Raw genomic sequence first — 18349 nt, 5'->3', positions numbered from 1 at the left:
ACATCACTCCTCTTCTGTCATGGCGCTGGCAGCGAATTTACGATCAGGTCGACGGCCCCCTGGTTCGGCGTCTCCCCTGAGGCTAACCGAACGACTTCGCCGATGATGATGACGGCCGGCGAGCGGAGGCTGATTGCTGCGAGGTGCGAGGTGATTTCGCCGACTGTGCTGAAGGTCGTGCGCTGATGAATGCTGTACCCGCGTTCAACGATCGCAAGAGGCATGCTGGAACGCATCCCATGGGTCTGGAGCCCAGCAACGGTTTGCACCAGCGTGCCCACGCCCATCAGCAGCACGATGGTACTGCCAAGCCCGCTCAGGTGTGTCAGTTCATCCGGGCTGAGTGGTGCGTGACCCGAAATGACGGTGAACGCCCGGCTCACGTTGCGATGGGTCACAGGGATGCCTGCCGCCGCCGGTACGGAGATCGCGCTGGTGACGCCGGGTACGACAGTGACAGGGATCTGATTGTCGCGACAGGCCTGCACCTCTTCGCCACCGCGGCCGAAGACGAACGGGTCTCCGCCCTTCAGGCGGACGACGGCCAAACCCCTCAACGCCCTTTCGACGATAATCGCCTCGATCTCCTGTTGCGGCACCGCGTGGTGGCCGGGCGCCTTACCCACGTCGATGAGCTCGGCGGCCGGCGCCCACGCCGCGAGGATTTCGGTGGGCGCGAGCCTGTCATAGAGAACAACGTCAGCCTCGAGAAGAGCTTGTCGCCCGGCTACCGTGATCAGGTCGAGCTCACCGGGGCCTCCGCCGACCAGCGTCACGGAGCCACGCGGCAGGTGCGCGGCGGGGTGTTCGGTCGTCATTGAGACTCTGAGCCTGCGAGCGGCTGACAGAAGATCGATGCGCTGCGATTCGCGACCCTCGACCCACACGATCAGGTGCGGCATTGCCGACTGCCCAGCAGCCTCATCGCCGGGAAGTCCGCCTGGAATGGTGCCGATGCCGGCCGCCGAAGCCAGCGATACTCGGGCTCTTCCCGCTGACAACACGGTGACTTCTGCCCCGGCCGCCTGATAGCGTGCCCTTACTCGCCGGGTGGCTGATTCCGCGCCGACGATGATGACACGGCTGCCTTCGAGGTCGAGGGAGACATTCATGGCCGCGACGACCTCACTGGGATGGACGGGCCCGAGAGCATCACGGTGCCCGCGGCCTTCTCGGAAGGAAACGCCGGCCTGTTCTGGCCGCGCTCTGAGACCTTCACGATGGAGGGGTCGGGCGTGTTCGGTGCGTTGACGAACGAGTGAAAACGACGCAACCGTTCAGGGTCTTTGAGCGTCGCCGCCCATTCGTCTTCGTAGTTCTCGACGTGCAGTGCCATAGCCGCCTCGAGATCTGCCGCGATACCGAGGGAGTCTTCGCAGACGACCTCGCGCACGTGATCGAGCCCACCGGGCAGCTCTTCCTGCCAGCGTGCGGTGCGTTGCAGGCGCTCGGCGGTTCGAATGTAATACATCACGTAGCGATCGATGTACGAGATGAGGGTCTCATCATCAAGATCCTGCGCGAGGAGCTGGGCATGCGCGGGCTGGTATCCGCCGTTGCCGCCGACGTAGAGATTCCAGCCGTTCTCGCTGGCGATGATGCCGATGTCTTTGCCTCGGGCCTCAGCGCATTCCCGCGCGCAGCCCGACACTCCGAGTTTGAACTTGTGAGGTGAACGAAGTCCCCGGTAGCGCAATTCGAGGCGCACAGCCATGGCGACGGCGTCCTGAACTCCGTAACGGCACCAGGTGGAGCCGACGCACGATTTGACGGTTCGAAGTGACTTGCCGTACGCCTGTCCAGACTCGAATCCGGCGTCGACCAGCACCTTCCAAATCTCGGGCAACTGTTCAAGCCGCGCACCGAACATGTCGATGCGCTGGCCGCCGGTGATCTTCGTGTACAGGTCGTAGTGCGCGGCGACATCGGCGATGACCTTCAGTTTCGCGGGGGTGATCTCGCCGCCGGGAATGCGGGGTACAACCGAGTACGTACCGTCTTTCTGCATGTTCGCGAGAGCTCGGTCGTTTGTGTCCTGCATGTGGCCGGCACCATTGTCGAGAATGTAGGCGGATGTCTGTGTGGCCACGACCGAGGCGATGACCGGTTTGCAAACGTCGCAGCCGAGCCCTGCACCGAACCGTGTCATCACGTCTTCAACCGAACGTAGACCCAGGATCCGCACTGATTCGAAAAGTTCACTTCGGCTGAGACTGACGTGCTCACACAGAGCGGTCGACACCTCGAGACCGGCCGCGAGAAGCTCGGTTTCGAGGATCTTCTTCACCAACGGCACGCACGACCCGCACTGGGTTCCGGCGCGAGTGCACGTTTTGAGTTCGCCAAGGTCGGTGCAACCGAGCCCAGGGCCGCCGGGCCCGTGGATGGCCGACCGCACGGCACCGACGGAGACGTTGTTGCACGAGCAAAGTTGAACATCATCGGGGAGGTCTGCCCCGGCCGGCACCTCAGCTCCTGCCGAGGAAAGGTATGCACCCGGTTCGGCCGGCAGTTCGCGCCCGAGGAGGGGGCGCAGGCTGGCGTACGGGGCCGCGTCGCCAACGAAGATACCTCCGAGCAGCGTTTTCGCGTCGTCGCTGACGACAATCTTCTGGTACAGGCCGCGCGCGGGGTCTGCGTAGACGATCTCGAGCGAGTGCTCGGTCGCCGCGAACGCATCGCCAAAGCTCGCGACCTCCACGCCGGAGAGCTTGAGTTTCGTGGCATCGTCGACACCGGGAAACAGGGCTTGGCCGCCCCAGATTCGATCTGCAACGACCTCGGCCATGGCGTTGGCTGGCGCGACCAGTCCCACGCACGCACCGTTGATGTTCGCAACTTCGCCGATGGCCCAGACATGCGCTGCCGAGCTCTCGCAAGCGGCGGAAATGACGACTCCCCCGCGTTCGCCGGTCGAGATGCCTGCATTTCGGGCCAGCTCGTCACGGGGAGTGATACCAATGGAGAAGATGACGATGTCAGCGTCGAGACGCCGGCCGTCGGTCAACTCAACGCCGACCACTTCACCGTGGCTGTCGAGCAGAATCTCGGAGGGCCTGACGGCGAGGTTCAGGCTGATTCCCTGGTTCTGGATGATGCGTCCCAAAGCTTGCCCTGCGCCCTCGTCGAGCTGGGATGACATCAACCAGCGGCCCGAGTGCACCAACGAAGCGCTGGCACCGAGGCGATTCAGTCCTCCTGCTGCCTCAAGACCCAGCAGACCACCGCCGACCACGACCACATCGACCGCGCGTGCATGCCGTGCTGTGAGGGTTTCGACCTCAGCGACGAGGTCGTCGACGTCGTCGACGGTGCGATAGACACGGCCAGCGAGAGCGTTCGCGATGGCCGGCACTGTGGCAAATGACCCTGTGGCGAGCACAAGTTCGTCGTAACCGACGAGTTCACCCGATTCGAGGGTCACGGTCTGCGCCGCAGGATCGACCTGCACAACGGCGGTGCCCGGTCGGTGCTCAACTTCACTCTGCAACCACAGGTCTTCAGACCCCAGGGCCAGATCGATCCGGCCGCTCAGTCGTTTCGACAGCGCGACCCTGTCATAGGGGCGGTGCTGTTCGTCGCCGAAGACCGTGATGCGAATAGGGGGGCCGCCCGCGACGAACCGGGAGGCAAGCGACTCGGTAAACCGGTGTGCAGCGGGGCCGGCACCCACGACCACTATGTGCCGAGCTGTGATGGGCGCACCGGCCTGATCGGATTCCTGCATGCAAATGCCTCCCTTGTGTCTAGGCTCACGCTACAAATCGGTGGTTTCAGCCCTGTTGCGGCTTCGTAACGTCTTGTGACGTAAGCCTCTCGACGCGTCGAAGCCGTTGCGAGGTGTTTGTTACGCGGCGGACTTCACTGACGTCACCTCTGGAAACCTGGGCTGTCTAGCCTGAGGTTCACCCGGGCCAGAAACAGTGCCGGGCAGAGCGCCGCACTCACCTGAGTGCGCACCTCTACACCGAGATCAGCAGAGAGGAGCAACAGTGTGCGACAGGTGGAATCCCGTCTGCGAATTCGATGCCCTCGAAGCCCTCTGGGGTGAGGCTGCGCTGGTGGGCGATGAGCAAGTCGCACTCTTTCGCCTGCCTGACTCTCGAATCTTTGCCGTGTCGAACGCCGACCCCGCTACCGGCGCGTATGTGATGTCGCGAGGCATCGTGGGGTCAAAGGGTGAGCGCGCCACGATTGCGTCGCCGCTACACAAAGACGTCTTCGATCTGGAGACGGGCGCCTGCTACACCAAGCCAGCCCTCACCCTGCCCACGTGGCGCACACGCATACGCGACGGTGTTCTGGAGATCGCAAAACACCCCGTAATGGTCGCTGCCTCGCACGGCACATCAGACCCGGCCGGCCAGACGTGCATCGCCAGCCTCGTTCAGGCCGTTCGTGAATCCAACACCGGGGTCACCGTCGTGGATTCGTACGTAGATGTGCAGTCACCTGCCGTTGCTGCATCACTGGAATCGATTCCTGCCGGTTCGAGCGCGGTCGTCGTGCCGCTCTTGCTCTCGGCCGGCTACCACGTGCACGTTGACCTCGCCGAGGCCGCCCGCTCTCGCCACGGGGTCAGCGTCAGTGGTGCTCTCGGACCTGACCCGCGGCTCGTCGTGATCCTGGCCCGGCGCCTCGACGAGGCCGGGCTTCGACCAGACGACCAGGTTGTGCTGGTCGCAGCCGGTTCGAGCAACGCCTCGGCAGTGTCAGACTGCCACGAGGTCGGTCGCCTCCTCTCAGCACACCTGCGCCGAGAGGTCACCGTGTCGTTCCTGTCGGCTGCATTTCCGCGCGCCGCCAGCGCTGTCACGAGCGTTCGTGCTTCACACCCGGCCTCCCGCGTGATTGTCTCCAGCTATCTCCTCGCCCCCGGCTACTTCGCAACGCTCGCCGCCGAGACCTCGGCAGATGCAACGAGCGCGCCCCTGCTCGAAGAAGGTGAGCCACCGCCTCCGGAACTCGTCGCCATCGTCACAGATCTTTACCGCTCAATGCTCGCCTGACAACCCTCGTACCCCTTACCGGCTACGGCTTTGCCGATTTCCCAGGAGGAAACAGATGACTGCACAGACCAGCACCACCAGCCCCGCTCACACCCTGCCCGGCGCCGCAGCTGCCCCAGAACCAATCGGCTCACCGCCGGGCCTGGTGTTCCGGCCCGGTCGCGTGATCGATGGCTGGAACCCGGAAGACCCTGCGCAGTGGGCGGGTGGAGGCAAAGACATTGCCGCCCGAAACCTCCGCTGGTCGATCTTCGCCGAGTTTCTCGGCTTCGTCATCTGGCAACTCTGGAGCATCGTGGTGGTCTCGCTGCCCAAGGGCGGGTTCACGTTCGACACCGGCCAGATCTTCTGGTTGATCTCCATGCCGAGCCTTGTCGGCGCGACGCTCAGGTTTCCGTACACCTTCATGGTGCCCAAGTTCGGCGGCCGCAACTGGACGATGATCTCCGCTGCGCTGCTGCTCATCCCCAGCATCGCTCTCGCTGTCTGCGTCAGCAACCCCCACACTCCCTTCGGCGTGATGCTGTTCGTCGCAGCTCTGGCCGGCTTCGGCGGCGGCAACTTCGCAAGCTCCATGGCGAACATCACCTACTTCTACCCACAGAGCAAAAAAGGCTGGGCGCTCGGGTTGAACGCGGCCGGCGGCAACTTGGGCGCATCCGTCGCCCAGTTCCTCGTACCGATCGCGATCACCATCGGTGCCGCAGCCACGCTCAACCTGCCGCTGGCCGGCTGGATCTGGGTGCCCCTCATTCTCGTGGCGGTGTTCGGCGCCTACAAGCGAATGGACAACCTCTCAAGCGCAAAGGGAGACTTCAGTGCATCCCTGGCCGCCATAAAGGAGCCGCACCTCTGGATCCTGGCGTTTCTCTATATCGGCACCTTCGGATCCTTCATCGGCTTCGCCGGCGTGTTTCCGAAGCTCATCGCCGACACATTCCCGAGCTATTCGACCTTCGCGGTCGGCAGCGCCAGCCTTTCGCTCGCCTTCCTCGGGGCTTTGGTCGGTTCACTTGCCAGACCGTTCGGTGGGCGCCTCGCCGACCGCTTCGGCGGATCGGTCATCACCATGATCTCCTTCGTCGTCATGGGTGTCGGGGCGCTCGTCGTCATCCTCACACTCCCTCTCGGCAACTTCTGGCTCTTCCTCGTCAGCTTCTTGGTGCTGTTCGCAGCCAGCGGAGTGGGCAATGGGTCGACGTATCGGATGATTCCCACGGTCTTCGCCCTTCGGGCGGGCACCCCGAACGCCAATAAGACCGGAGCCGACATCTCAACCCAGCGCAAAGCGGCAGCAGCGCTCGGCATCATCTCTGCCGTCGGAGCCTACGGCGGCTTCGCGATCCCGCAACTGCTGAGCCTGTCGAAGACCTCCTTCGGCACATACACGACCGGTTTGGGCTGGTTCGTCATGGCGTACGCAGTGATGCTCGCCGTCACTGCGACCTTCTACCTGAAGAAGCGCGGCGGCACACGAATCTAACCCAGGCATCGAGCAGACGAGCAGACGAGCAGACGAGCAGAGAAGACCACGATGCCTGAGGGAACCGCCAGTCACTGCCCATATTGTGCGCTGCAGTGCGCCATGAGCCTGACCGGCGGCCCAGCAGGCCGCGCCGCCTCTGTGACGATCGAAGGCAGAATGTTTCCAACGAACCGTGGCGGCCTGTGCAAGAAGGGCTGGACTGCTGCCGAGCTTCTTGACGCAGGCGACCGGATCGTGCATCCGCTGCTCAAGCAACCCGACGGATCGTTCGAAGAAACCGCGTGGAGTGACGCGCTCGACTTCATCGCCGCCAGGCTCAGAGACAGCCGCGAACGGTTCGGCGCCGACTCTGTCGCCGTGTTCGGAGGCGGCGGCCTCACCAACGAGAAGGCCTACCAGCTCGGAAAATTCGCCCGGCTCGCTCTCGGCACCACCCGCATCGACTACAACGGTCGGTTCTGCATGTCGTCTGCGGCGGCCGCCGGAAACCGTGCGTTCGGTCTCGATCGCGGTCTCCCGTTTCCCGTCGAAGATCTCGACCAAGCGGAAACCATTGTGCTGTTCGGCTCGAACGTCGCCGAGACCATGCCGCCGTTCATCGCTCACCTCGCCGGTGCACGCCAGGCCGGCGGCCTGATCGTCGTCGACCCACGGCGCTCCTCGACCGCTCGCCTCACCGACGATGGCGGTGGGATGCATGTGCAGCCCGCCCCGGGCACAGACCTCGCGCTGCTGCTGGGGCTGACGCACATCGTGATCGCAGAAGGCCTTGCGAACACCGACTACGTCGAATCCCGAACGACGGGGTTCGAGGCGCTCCGCGTCAGCACAAACGCGTGGTGGCCAGAACGCGTGCAAGCCACGACAGGAGTTCCCGTCGCCCAGTTGCGCCAATTCGCACGGCGCCTGGCGAATGGCGCAGGCACGTACATCCTCACAGGACGAGGCGTGGAACAACACGTCGATGGAACCGACACGGCCACAGCCGCCATCAACCTTGCCCTGTTGCTCGGCCTGCCGGGGTCAGAACACTCGGGCTATGGCACCATGACCGGGCAGGGCAACGGGCAGGGCGGTCGCGAACACGGCCAGAAATGCGACCAGCTTCCCGGGTACCGCAAGATCACCGATCCCGATGCTCGTGCCCACGTCGCGAAAGTCTGGGGAGTGCACCCTTCGCTCATACCCGGCCCCGGTGTGCCCGCTGTCGAGCTGCTCGCAGAACTCGGCAAGCCCGGAAAGGTGCGCTGTCTGCTCGTTCACGGATCGAACGTCGTGGTCTCGGCCCCCGACGTCACCGCGGTGAAGGCCGGCCTTCAGAGCCTTGACCTCCTCGTCGTCTGCGACTTCTTCTTCTCAGAGACCGCGCGCTTTGCCGACGTCATTCTGCCCGTCACCCAGTGGGCCGAAGAAGAGGGCACGATGACATCGCTGGAGGGCCGTGTGCTTCGGCGACGACGCGCTCTGCACCCTCCCCTCGACGTACGCAGTGAACTGTGGATCTTGCGGGAGCTTGCTCTGCGTCTGAACGCACCGTCGACCTACAGCACCTCACCGGCCGAGGTCTTCGATGAACTGGCCCGAGCCTCAGCTGGCGGGATCGCCGACTACTCCGGGCTGAGCCACGACCTGCTCGATACCGGAATCGCTGCCTTCTGGCCGTTCACCCCCGGCTCGGCGGGAACACCGCGTCTCTTCAGAGACCGGTTCGCCCACGCCGACGGGCGCGCCCGGCTTGTCGCGGTGAAGGCACACCATGGCGACGGTGGGCCCCTCGCCGGTAACACCCTCACTCTGATCACGGGCCGGCTCCTTGAGCACTATCAGTCTGGCGCGCAGACACGCAGGGTGCCCGAGTTGCAGGATGCCCGGCCCAATGCCCGCCTGCAGATACACCCTGCCACCGCCGACCGTCTCGGCATCGTCGCCGACGGGCCCGTCACGATAACGAACGCTCGGGGAGCAGTTCACGCGCACGCCGAAATCACCTCATCCATCAGGCATGACACTGTCTTTCTGCCCTTTCACTATGCAGACGAAGAAAGCGCAAACCTCCTCACCGAAAGTGCTGTCGACCCCATCTCAGCGATGCCGGAATTCAAGCGCACTATCGTCAGTGTGCAGGCCGGCGGGAGCAACCAGTGACGATTTCACCCCAGCGTGTCGTTGTGATCGGGTACGGGCCTGTCGGTGCTCGTCTCGTCGAAGGTCTGCTCGGGCCGGTCGCCGACAAGCGAATGACGCTGACGGTCGTCGGCGCCGAACGCAGCGACGCCTACAACCGTGTTCTCCTGGCCGAGTATGCCGTTGGCCGCTCGGCACGGCATCGGCTCGACACGACCGACACAGCAGCAGCCCGCATGGCCGGAGCGCACATCCGACTGGGTGAAGCTGCCGTGCGAATCGACCGACGCCGGCAGCTGGTGCACCTCGACTCAGGCGACGAACTCCCCTACGACCAGCTCGTGTTCGCCACCGGCGCCAGAGCGAACATCCCCACCATCGACGGGCTGCAACGCTCCCGACGCGACAAGTTCAGCGCGCCCACATCCGCCGCACGTCTCGACGAGGGCGCCAAACCGTTGCCCCACGGGGTCATCGCCCTCCGCGACCTGCACGACGCAGCGGTACTGCTGAAAGCCGTCAGTCAGAAGCAGCGGCTCGTCGTGCTGGGAGCGGGCGTGCTCGGAATGGAACTCGCGCTGGCGGCGGCAGAACAGGGCGCCAAGGTCGTTGCCGTGTATCACGGCGATATTCCGATGGCACGAAACCTCGACAGGGGCGCGGGCCGCGTGCTTGCTGCGGCGGCCCGAGGCGCCGGTGTCTCGATGGCATCTCATTCGCGTGCAGAGAGCATCCTGTTTCGGTACGACACCGAGGGCGAACAGGTCTTTGATGCCCTGGTCTGCGCCGACGGCAAACAGATCCCGGGTGACCTCCTCGTTCTGTCGTGCGGAGTGAGCGCGCGCACTGAACTGGCCGCCGCGGCCGGGCTGACCGTTTCAGCCGGCATCGTCGTCGACGAGAAGCTGCAGGCCTGGAACGACCCGGCGGTGTTCGCGATCGGCGACTGCGCTCACATCGTGGCGCAGAACACGCACAGCGGTGGCCAGCGAATCTCGGGCGCTCCCTCTGGGCTGATCGGCCCCGGCTGGAAGCAAGCCGATTGGCTGGCCATCCAGCTCGGCAGAATGCTCGACGACGGAGCATCAACAATCACCCCCGACCCTGGCACGGGCACACCGATGCCGCCCGAGCGTCAGCATGTGGTGATGCTGAAGGCCGAGGGCATCGACGTGGTCTCCGGCGGCGACCACTCCCCCGAACTGTGGGACGAAGGACACGAGGTCACACAGTGGGCAGACCCGGCCCGCGGCAGCTGTGTGAAAATGGTGACCCAGAACGGCGTGCTCACCGGCTTCGTCTCCGCAGGCATGCCCCGACTCGGCGCAGAGCTGACGCTGCTCTTTGAAAGCAGCGGCGAGCTGCCGAGGGACAGGTCGTCGCTGCTGCAGCTGGACAGCACCGCGGGAGGCGAAGTATCCACGACCGATCCGTTCGCACCAGGCGCGACCGTCTGTTGGTGCAATGGCGTCACCGCCTCCACCATCATGCACGCTGTCGCCGCAGGTCAGAACAGTGTCGACTTCGTGGGCAAGGCCACCCGCGCGGGTACCGGATGCGGGGGATGCAAAGGAAGAATTGCCGAGATCATTGCCCGTACGAGCGCCGAGATACCAACCAGCAGACTCGTTTCGAGCCTGGAAACGAACGAAGACTGTTCTCTCGCCGAGTCGTCTGTGCCAACTTCTGCTGATGCTGAATCTCAGCAAGAAACCCCCGGCGATGAGCCATCTTTTACTTCCCCCCGTTATGAAAATGTCGATCACAAACACCCTACTTCCACCGACGTCACGGCATCATCAAACCGACCGACCCGGATGACGATTGTCGCTACATCCCAGCGGCGATAGAGTGCGGCTCGACCACATCATCGGAGCGGCGCCCGTGGTCAGTGAAACTGCGGGATGATCAGGTACAGGCTGTACAGCACCGCGGCGACACCGATCGCGATACAGAGACAGCCGCCCACCGTCGCGGCCGCGGAACGTGTGCCGCGGCCGCTCGAGATCACAGCCCCATCATTGCCGGTGTCGTCGGGCGAGCCGGAGGCCAGCAGTCGAAGTCCCACTGCGTAGAAAACCACGACGATGAGTGCCGCTGCGAAGGAGATGGCGAAGACGAGCACGAATGCTCCCCAGTCGATGCCGAGCCACTGATCGGAGGCCGCAGCCGTCACTCGAGGGCTCGAAAAGAGTGTGTCAAGGATGCTCATGGTCGTCAGGCCTTCTCTGCGGAGAGTTCAGGTTTGCCAGCGTTCTGGGTCGCGGCACGGTCGTTCTCGTCTACCTCGTTCACGTTGCCTTGGGTGACCGGGTGCCGACGAGCGAGAATGAAGAACCCGACTCCGAACACCATCGCCACAACGGCGACGGCAATGAGCCCGATGGTGCTGGTAGACGCCGCCCAGGCCGCGAGCCCTCCGACGATGGCGGCGGCCGGGAGAGTGAACACCCAGCCGAGCGCGATCCTGCCCACGATGCCCCAATGTACCGTGGCCAGTCTCTTGCCGAGCCCCGATCCGACAACGGCTCCGGAGGTGACCTGTGTCGTTGAGAGGGCGAAACCGAGGTGCGAGGAGATCAGGATGGTTGCGGCCGAACTCGTCTCTGCGGCGAAGCCCTGTGCGGGCTGAACATCGGTGATTCGCTTGCCGACGGTTCGCATGATGCGCCAACCACCAAGGTAGGTTCCGAGCGCGATCGCGAGTCCGCACGAACCGATCACCCAGAGCTGCGGACCGGTGTTGGAGTTTTGGTAGCCCGCCGCGATGAGGGTGAGAGTGATCACACCCATCGTCTTCTGAGCATCGTTGGTTCCGTGGGCGAGGGAGACCAAAGATGCGGACACGGTCTGGCCGTGACGAAAGCCCCGGTCAGAGCCTCGCGCTCTGGCCTGCCGGGTGAGGCGGTAGGCGGCGTAGGTGGCGACGAGCGCGACGAGGCCGGCGACGAACGGCGAGAACAGCGCCGGGAGTACGACCTTCGAAAGCACGACTCCGAAGTCGACGGAGTTGACGCCTGCTCCGATGATCGCTGCCCCGATCAGCCCCCCGAACAGCGCGTGGGTAGAACTCGATGGCAGGCCCAGGTACCACGTGCCGAGGTTCCAGAGCACGGCACCGACAAGTCCGGCGAAGATCATCGTCGGGGTGACCTGAATGCCGCCGTCACCCTCCTTGATGATTCCCTGCGAGATCGTCTTGGCTACCTCAGTGGAGATGAACGCTCCGACGAGGTTGAGTACGGCCGAGATGAGAACGGCGACCTTGGGTTTCAGGGCTCCGGTCGCCACAGACGTTGCCATCGCGTTCGCGGTGTCGTGGAACCCGTTCGTGAAGTCGAAGACGAGCGCTATCGCAATGACCAGCGTGACGGTAATCAACACGTCCATGGGGGTGCCCTCCTGTCGTTGTGGAGGAGCGCGCGTCGCACGGCACGGTGACGGCGCACGCTCTCTCAGACGCAGACGCTAGGAGCGGTGTCTTAACGCCGGGTGAACGAGCCCAGGGGGTTGACAGCTCCGTCGAGCGTGCGTTGTCGTCTCAACCGGTACCACCGCCGTGCTCTCCTCCGCATCGGGGGGCACCGCTTCACGCCGACGAGTGCCCTCGAGCCGCAGAGTGAGCGATCTCGAGCGGCCCGGCCTCCGGTCGCAGGATGACCTTGGCCAGGTAGAGCGGCCGGGAGCCCACGTGAACCGTCAGCGTCACGATCAGAACAGGCGAGGTGGGCCGGATCTTCAGCAGCTTCGCGCGAACCACTCCGGGCGTGCCCACACTCAGTTCTGAGCGGCCTGTGCCGAAGGCCGGCCCGAGCTCAGCTGTCAACGCGCCCAAGCACGTGGCCGCCGGGTCGATGTCTTCGACGATCCGCTGCACCCGTGTGCCGAAAGCGTGCAGGTTCTCCCCCGCCGGGAGGTGTTCCTGAACCAGCGCGAGGGTATCGCCGTTGCTCGAGAGCACAGATTCGATGAACAGGCTCGGTGACGCCGAGGTTATGCCGAGGCCTTCGGCGATGAACAGCGCCGACTCCTGCTGCAGCGTCACCTCGGTGCGGCTGACAGAGAGATCGTGAAACCGGTCCGAGAGAATCTGCTCCATCGGGCGCAGGCGCTCGAAGCCCACGGCTGGCTGGGAGGCGGAGACGACCCGGCCGATTCCTCGGCGTGAGCGGAGGAGCCCGTCCTCCTCGAGCAACAACAGTGCTTCGCGCACGACGGTACGGCTGACCGCCATCGCCTCGCCCAGCTCGCTCTCGCTGGGGAGCAACGAGTGCGGCGACAGAGCACCGACACGAATGGCACCCGCGATCCGGTCGTAGACCTCCACCCGTAGCGGCACTCCCGGTCGTGGAGTGATGGGGCCGTGCAGAACTGTCACGAAGACATCCAATCACACTCATATGTCAGACTGACCTGTATGACAAGCTCGTCTTACCCGTTGGTTTCCGTGCTTCGCACCCGGCATACCGGGTATCTGCTGCTCACCTCCCTCGTCGGGAGACTCCCCGGCGCGATGGCCGCTCTCGCGATCGTGCAGCTCGCGCGTTCGACCAGCGGCGATTTCGCCTTTGCCGGGCTGATCACGGCGGTCTACATCGTGGCGGGCGCCGCGGGGCAGCCGATTCTCGGCAGGCTCATCGACCGGCTCGGCCAGGTCGCTATTCTCGCCGTCAGCGGCATCCTGAGCTTTCTCGCGTTCACCGGGATGGCGTTGACTCTCGAGCCGGCGCCGGGTGCGGCGGTTGCGCTTGCGGCAGCCGCGGGACTCTTCACACCTCCGCTCGAACCGGCGCTTCGTTCACTGTGGCCGCGTCTGGTGAGCCCCGGCGCCCCATTGAAAGCGGCCTTCAGCTTGGATGCTGGCGCTCAAGAGATCATCTTCATCGTCGGCCCTCTGCTGACCGTCGCCGGCATCGCCGTGTTCGGTGCAGTCGGCAACCTGCTGTTTGCGGGCGCGCTCGGTCTGATCGGCGCACTCGCCTTCATCGTCAACCCCGCCCCGCGAGCTGCCTCGAGAAAGCGACACAGCGATGTCGGCTCACCCGGCGGCGCTCGGTCGCCCATTCTCATGCCCGCCGTCATGCGAGTCGCCGCATTCACATTCGGCATCGGTGTTCCCGTCGGGGCCCTCACTATCGTTGCGACCGCCTCAGAGGCGGCTCGGGCCGACCCCGGGCTGGCAGGGTGGATTCTTGCCGTGAACGCCGTCGGTGCTCTGATCGGCGCAACCGTTGTCGGCATCCGGCCCCTCGGCTCCACACCAGAGCGCCTGCTCGCCCTCTGCGGCGTGCTTCTCGCTGTCGGATATCTGCCACTCGCCATCACCTCTCTTCCGACCTGGGCGTACGTCGTCGCGGCGGGCATCGCCGGGCTGATGCTTCCTCCGACGCTCGGTCAGGTCTTCGAGCGCATCTCGCAGTTGAGCCCGGCCGCTGTTCTCACCGAGGCGAACGGCTGGGTCGTCAGCGCCATGACGCTCGGAGTCGGCGCTGGCACGCTCGTGGCAGGCGTCATCGTCGGCGCGTCGGGAACAGCGGTGGTGGTCTGGATCGTTCTCGGGGCCTCCACGCTCACGGCGCTGCTGTCGCTGATCGCCCTGCCGAGCAGGCCACTCCCAGCCCGCTGACGTCGCGGGTAGGACAGTCGGATTTCACAACCAGCCATCACTGCATTGTGTGCATATAATACAAACATGCTTATTCGATTGAGAGAAGGGTCATCGGCATCGTTTGCCGAGCAGGTTGCGTCTCAAATTCGGCAGGGTGTGGCACGCGGTGAGATCAGAGTCGGTGAAAAGCTCCCGTCTGCGCGCGAACTCGCGGCGTCGTTGAACGTGAACATGCACACCGTGCTTCGCGCGTACGACTCCCTTCGGGAGGCGGGCGTGATCGAGCTCGGTCGCGGCCGCGGGGCGACAGTCGTCAGCGGCGACGCACCGGGCATCAGAAGCGTTCTCGACTCAGCGGCAGCCATCGTTGCAGATGCCGCTGCCGCGGGTATCACTGCCCGCGAGCTGTCTTGGCTGATCAAAGGAATGGCATGACCGCGACGCCCGCCAGAAACTCGATGCCGCTCCTGAGGCGGTCAGCCGCAAGTGCTGTCGCGTGCCTGCCGATTGCCGCACTCCTCGTCACAGGCTTGCTGCTTCAGCCGGTTTTGGGTTCGGAGATGGCGATTCATTGGTCTGGCGACGCCTCTGCGCCCGATGGGCTCTCTGCCACCTGGGAATTGTTCTGGGCATTCGCGGGCATCACCCTGGCTCTCACGCTTGGCACGATCGCGCTGATCATGGCGGGCCCACACTTCCGTTCCGGCCGGTTATCGGCCATGATCACGTCGCTCACTGGCGGGATTCTGGCGACGGCATGGATCGCCTCGGCGTGGGCGACCGTCGATGCACCAGCCCCAGCCGAGGCTAGTCTGGGCGCGCGACCCATCATTTTGGCCGCCGCTGCTGTCGTCGCGGCTCTCGTCTTCCTCCTGACACCCCCGGGGGCCTCTCGTGCGATCGAGGGCGAGTCAGAAACTGACGCGCTCGAATTAGCGCCCGGGGAACGCGTGGCGTGGTCCACACGAATCAGTAGCCCTCTCTTCACGATCATCGCGGTAGCCCTGGTCGCGCTTGCCTCGCTCTGCGCGATCGTGGGCGCGACATCGAACACAGGCGGGATGCTCGTCGGAGTCGTCACGTTCGGCATAGCCGCACTCTCCACGCTCGCCCTCACACCGGTGCAGCTGACCGTAGATCACCGAGGCATTCGCCTCACTTCCGTCATTCTCCGCATCCCTCTTGTCAGGGTAGGCCTGGCCAGCATCGAGAACGTCACCACAGACACCATCGAACCGGGGCAATGGGGCGGCTGGGGGTACCGGATCTCCGGCAGTGGGCGGGCCTATATCACCCGACGAGGACCGGGCATTATCATCTATCGGCACAACGCGTCACCGATCGCCATCACCGTTCCCGACCCTCAGCAGGCGGCCGCGACGGCAAACGCGCTCACCCCGACTGCATAACGCGCACTCTGAATCAGTCGCGAGCGTTGAGGCTCGCCTCAGAGGGTCCAGGAGCCCGTCGACTCGCGCGGCACGACCCGCACAGAACCGAGCCGCACGCCACGAGCTGACGTTCCACCAATCGCACGAACGAGTTGCTGCGCCGCCGACCGCCCGAGTTGCTGCAGGTTCATCTCGACACTGGTCAACGGCGGCCGGGCTTCTTCGGCCAGCACGTCCCAATTATCGAAGCCCATCACCGCGACATCGTCGGGCACTGACAGCGCGCTCTCCCGCAATTGGTCGAGAGCGCCGCGGGCGAGCTGGTCGCTACCGCAGAGCAGCGCGTCGAATCGTTCACCGGATTCGACGAGAGACTCGGTGCACCGACGCCCCCACCGTTCGCCCCACGGGCCGAACAGCCCGGTGCCGCCGACGAGCGACAGGCCTTCTTCGCGCATCCGTTCGGCGGCGCCGGCGACCCGATCGCGGGCGGCCGTGTACGACGGGTCGCCGTTGATGAAAGCGATTCGGCGGCGCCCTCGCGAGAGGAGGTGCTCGACAGCCTGCCGGCCGGCATCGTGATTGTCGGGCGTGAACGAGAGATCTTCGGGGTCTTCAGAGGGGGCGTAGACGTAGACGACGGGTATCGACAATCCGGCGGTGATGGATGGCCGGGGGTTCGTGGTTCGACCGACGACCAGTAACCCGTCGACCCGTTTCGCCAGCAGCATGTTGAGTTGGTGGTTCTCACGAATGGAGTCGCTGCGGGCATCCGCCAGCAAGACGGAGGTCGACCCGGCTCCGAATGCATCTTCGGCACCGAGCAAGACCGGCAGAACGAAACGATTGTCGAGGTCTTGTGTGAGCATGCCGATGGTGCCGGTGGTGGCTGAGTTGAGGGCTTTGGCGAAGGGGTTCGGGGTGAACGAGAGCGCGGCCGCGGCGTCGAGCACCTTCTGCCTGGTCTCGGCTCGCACCTGGCTGACACCGTTGATCGCCTTCGATGCCGTGGCCAACGAGACGCCGGCGAGCTCGGCGACATCGGTCAGCGTCGTCGCGCCTTTTCCCCGCTTGCGAGCGTCCATCGCCTACCCATCTGATTCTTCCGAAAGCCTAGGTAGATTGTTACACGCACTGTGTCTCGACTTTGCGCTTGACGTGCCGGAATCTGGCCCTTAGGGTAATGACCGAAAGTACTTTCGGTGTTTTCGGTATTGGTTACCTGCACCAGTAAGACCACGTCACATTCAGAGAGGAATATCGTGATCAGTTCACTCAAGAGGGCGCGCCTTGTCGGGGCCGCCGTCCTCGCCGTCACCGCCGTAGCGGGTCTGGCGGCCTGCTCATCCGGCGGCACCGCGACAGGCACGTCATCAAGTGCCGCGGGCGGCACCTACACATTCTGGGATCCGTACCCCCAGTTCGATGCGACCTCCGACTGGTCGAAGCTCGTCACCAAGTGCGGCACCGATGCCGGTGTCACCATGGAGCGCACCGGGTACGACACGTCTGATCTGACCAGCAAAGCTCTTCTCGCCGGCCAGCAGGGCAACTCCCCCGACGTACTGCTCATCGACAACCCCGTCGTTTCGACACTGGCCACCGCGGGCATCCTGAGCACCACCAAAGACCTCGGGCTCGACACGAGCAACTTCGCCGCGAACATCCTCGCTGCCGGGCAGAGCAACGGCGACACCTTCGGCGTACCCATTGGAGCGAACACGCTCGCCCTTTACTACAACAAGAGCATTCTCTCTGCGGCCGGCGTAGACATCGCTAGTGTCACGAACTGGGATTCGCTGAACGCAGCGCTCGCCAAGGTCAAGGCCACCGGCAAGCAGGGCATCACCTTCGCCGGCATCGGCACCGAAGAGGGTAGCTTTCAGTTTCTGCCCTGGTTCTGGGGGTCGGGAGCGAAACTCACCGATCTGAGTTCGACTCAGGCCGTCGCGGCTGCCACGCTGTGGACGAACTGGGTGAAAGAGGGCTACGCGCCGAACTCGGTGATCAACAACACGCAGACCACGAGCTGGCAGGAGTTCTTGGCCGGTAACACCGCGTTCAGCGAGAACGGCACCTGGCAGCTCGCCGGGGCCGACAAGTCGGGGCTGAGCTACGGTGTCATTCCGATTCCCGCACAGACCGGTGGATCGGCGGCTGCACCGACCGGCGGCGAATTCGTCACCGCACCGGTGCAGAAAGATTCGTCGCGCTATGCCACCACCGAGAAGATCATCTCGTGCCTGACCAGTGACGCGAACCTGCTCACGACCGACACCACCCTGTCGTACGTCGCACCCATCGCCACGGTTCAGAAGCAGCAGGTCGCCGCGAACCCCGAACTCGCTCCGTGGGTCGCTGCCGTCGCTGCCGCAAAGGGCCGCACGAGTGACAACCTGGGCACGAAATACCCGCTCATCTCGCAGCAGATGTGGGGCGGCTTTCAGAACGCGATGTCGGGCAGCCAATCGCCGACTGACGCAATGAAGGCGGCACAGACGGCGGCCGCCTCGGCGACCCAGTAACGACTGATTCGGTCATTGGCACACCCCGCAGTACGCAGCAGACGACGAGCTAGGAAACCGTTATGACGATCACACAGAAAACCGGCGCCTCGTCTGCGCATCCGGCCCGGGGGGGGGGCCCCCCCCCCCCCCCCCCCCGCGGGCCCCGGGGCGCGCGCAGCCCCCCCCCCCCCCCCGGGGGCGCGGCCCCCGCGGGGGGGGGGGGG

At 64.7% G+C, this 18349-nt stretch carries 14 protein-coding genes; 8 read left to right on the top strand and 6 right to left on the bottom strand.

What is annotated here, in order from left to right:
- Nucleotides 1-17 precede the first annotated feature (17 nt).
- A complete protein-coding gene (cobA, locus tag QN358_RS03340) occupies nucleotides 18-1112 on the bottom strand; it encodes a uroporphyrinogen-III C-methyltransferase (RefSeq protein ID WP_323511595.1) in 1095 nt (364 codons plus the stop codon).
- Nucleotides 1109-3727 (bottom strand): nitrite reductase large subunit NirB, encoded by a 2619-nt coding sequence (gene nirB / locus QN358_RS03335; protein ID WP_323511594.1) that lies wholly within the window; start codon nucleotides 3725-3727, stop codon nucleotides 1109-1111. The genes cobA and nirB overlap by 4 nt, the downstream gene beginning before the upstream one ends.
- Before the next feature lie 265 nt (nucleotides 3728-3992).
- Between nirB and nirD the strand changes: the two genes are divergently transcribed.
- Genes nirD through QN358_RS03315 form a run of 4 tightly spaced genes read left to right on the top strand, consistent with a single transcriptional unit; the run spans nucleotide 3993 to nucleotide 10469 of the window.
- On the top strand, nucleotides 3993-5009 hold the full coding sequence (nirD, locus tag QN358_RS03330) for a nitrite reductase small subunit NirD (RefSeq protein WP_323511593.1): 1017 nt from the start codon (nucleotides 3993-3995) through the stop codon (nucleotides 5007-5009).
- Nucleotides 5010-5064: 55 nt separating this feature from the next.
- On the top strand, nucleotides 5065-6492 hold the full coding sequence (locus QN358_RS03325) for an MFS transporter (protein WP_323511592.1): 1428 nt from the start codon (nucleotides 5065-5067) through the stop codon (nucleotides 6490-6492).
- Nucleotides 6493-6543: 51 nt separating this feature from the next.
- The gene (locus QN358_RS03320) at nucleotides 6544-8640 is read left to right on the top strand and encodes a molybdopterin oxidoreductase family protein (RefSeq protein WP_323511591.1); all 2097 of its coding nucleotides are present in this window, start codon (nucleotides 6544-6546) and stop codon (nucleotides 8638-8640) included.
- Nucleotides 8637-10469: an FAD-dependent oxidoreductase gene (locus tag QN358_RS03315; protein WP_237280225.1), complete on the top strand. Its 1833-nt coding sequence runs from the start codon at nucleotides 8637-8639 to the stop codon at nucleotides 10467-10469. Before QN358_RS03320 ends, QN358_RS03315 begins: the two co-directional genes overlap by 4 nt.
- Before the next feature lie 38 nt (nucleotides 10470-10507).
- On the opposite strand, the gene QN358_RS03310 is transcribed toward QN358_RS03315, so the two are convergent.
- The 3 genes from QN358_RS03310 to QN358_RS03300 all read right to left on the bottom strand — a co-directional run bounded on the left by QN358_RS03310 (nucleotide 10508) and on the right by QN358_RS03300 (nucleotide 12997).
- Nucleotides 10508-10831 carry a hypothetical protein gene (locus tag QN358_RS03310; RefSeq protein WP_323511590.1) on the bottom strand — a complete coding sequence of 108 codons (324 nt, stop codon included), beginning with the start codon at nucleotides 10829-10831 and terminating at the stop codon, nucleotides 10508-10510.
- Nucleotides 10832-10836: 5 nt separating this feature from the next.
- A complete protein-coding gene (locus QN358_RS03305; RefSeq protein WP_136640772.1) occupies nucleotides 10837-12009 on the bottom strand; it encodes an inorganic phosphate transporter in 1173 nt (390 codons plus the stop codon).
- A gap of 199 nt (nucleotides 12010-12208) precedes the next feature.
- Complete coding sequence (locus QN358_RS03300; protein WP_161580330.1) at nucleotides 12209-12997, bottom strand: GntR family transcriptional regulator; 789 nt, start codon at nucleotides 12995-12997, stop codon at nucleotides 12209-12211.
- A gap of 39 nt (nucleotides 12998-13036) precedes the next feature.
- Between QN358_RS03300 and QN358_RS03295 the strand changes: the two genes are divergently transcribed.
- From QN358_RS03295 to QN358_RS03285, 3 genes are all read left to right on the top strand, one after another.
- Nucleotides 13037-14245 carry an MFS transporter gene (locus QN358_RS03295; RefSeq protein WP_136640774.1) on the top strand — a complete coding sequence of 403 codons (1209 nt, stop codon included), beginning with the start codon at nucleotides 13037-13039 and terminating at the stop codon, nucleotides 14243-14245.
- Between the two features lie 66 nt (nucleotides 14246-14311).
- On the top strand, nucleotides 14312-14662 hold the full coding sequence (locus tag QN358_RS03290) for a GntR family transcriptional regulator (protein ID WP_136640775.1): 351 nt from the start codon (nucleotides 14312-14314) through the stop codon (nucleotides 14660-14662).
- The gene (locus QN358_RS03285) at nucleotides 14659-15636 is read left to right on the top strand and encodes a hypothetical protein (protein ID WP_136640776.1); all 978 of its coding nucleotides are present in this window, start codon (nucleotides 14659-14661) and stop codon (nucleotides 15634-15636) included. Before QN358_RS03290 ends, QN358_RS03285 begins: the two co-directional genes overlap by 4 nt.
- A gap of 38 nt (nucleotides 15637-15674) precedes the next feature.
- Here QN358_RS03285 and QN358_RS03280 read toward each other — a convergent pair whose 3' ends face one another.
- Entirely contained in the window at nucleotides 15675-16703 is a 1029-nt protein-coding gene (locus tag QN358_RS03280) for a LacI family DNA-binding transcriptional regulator (protein WP_136640777.1), read from the bottom strand.
- A 177-nt stretch (nucleotides 16704-16880) separates the two neighbouring features.
- On the opposite strand from QN358_RS03280, the gene QN358_RS03275 reads away from it, so the two are divergent.
- The gene (locus QN358_RS03275; protein ID WP_136640778.1) at nucleotides 16881-18143 is read left to right on the top strand and encodes a sugar ABC transporter substrate-binding protein; all 1263 of its coding nucleotides are present in this window, start codon (nucleotides 16881-16883) and stop codon (nucleotides 18141-18143) included.
- The last annotated feature ends 206 nt before the right edge of the window (nucleotides 18144-18349 follow it).

Origin of the sequence: Subtercola sp. RTI3, assembly GCF_035018625.1 — a bacterium.
In the GTDB taxonomy this organism is placed as follows: domain Bacteria; phylum Actinomycetota; class Actinomycetes; order Actinomycetales; family Microbacteriaceae; genus Subtercola; species Subtercola vilae.
This window is presented reverse-complemented; position numbering and strand designations above follow the sequence as displayed.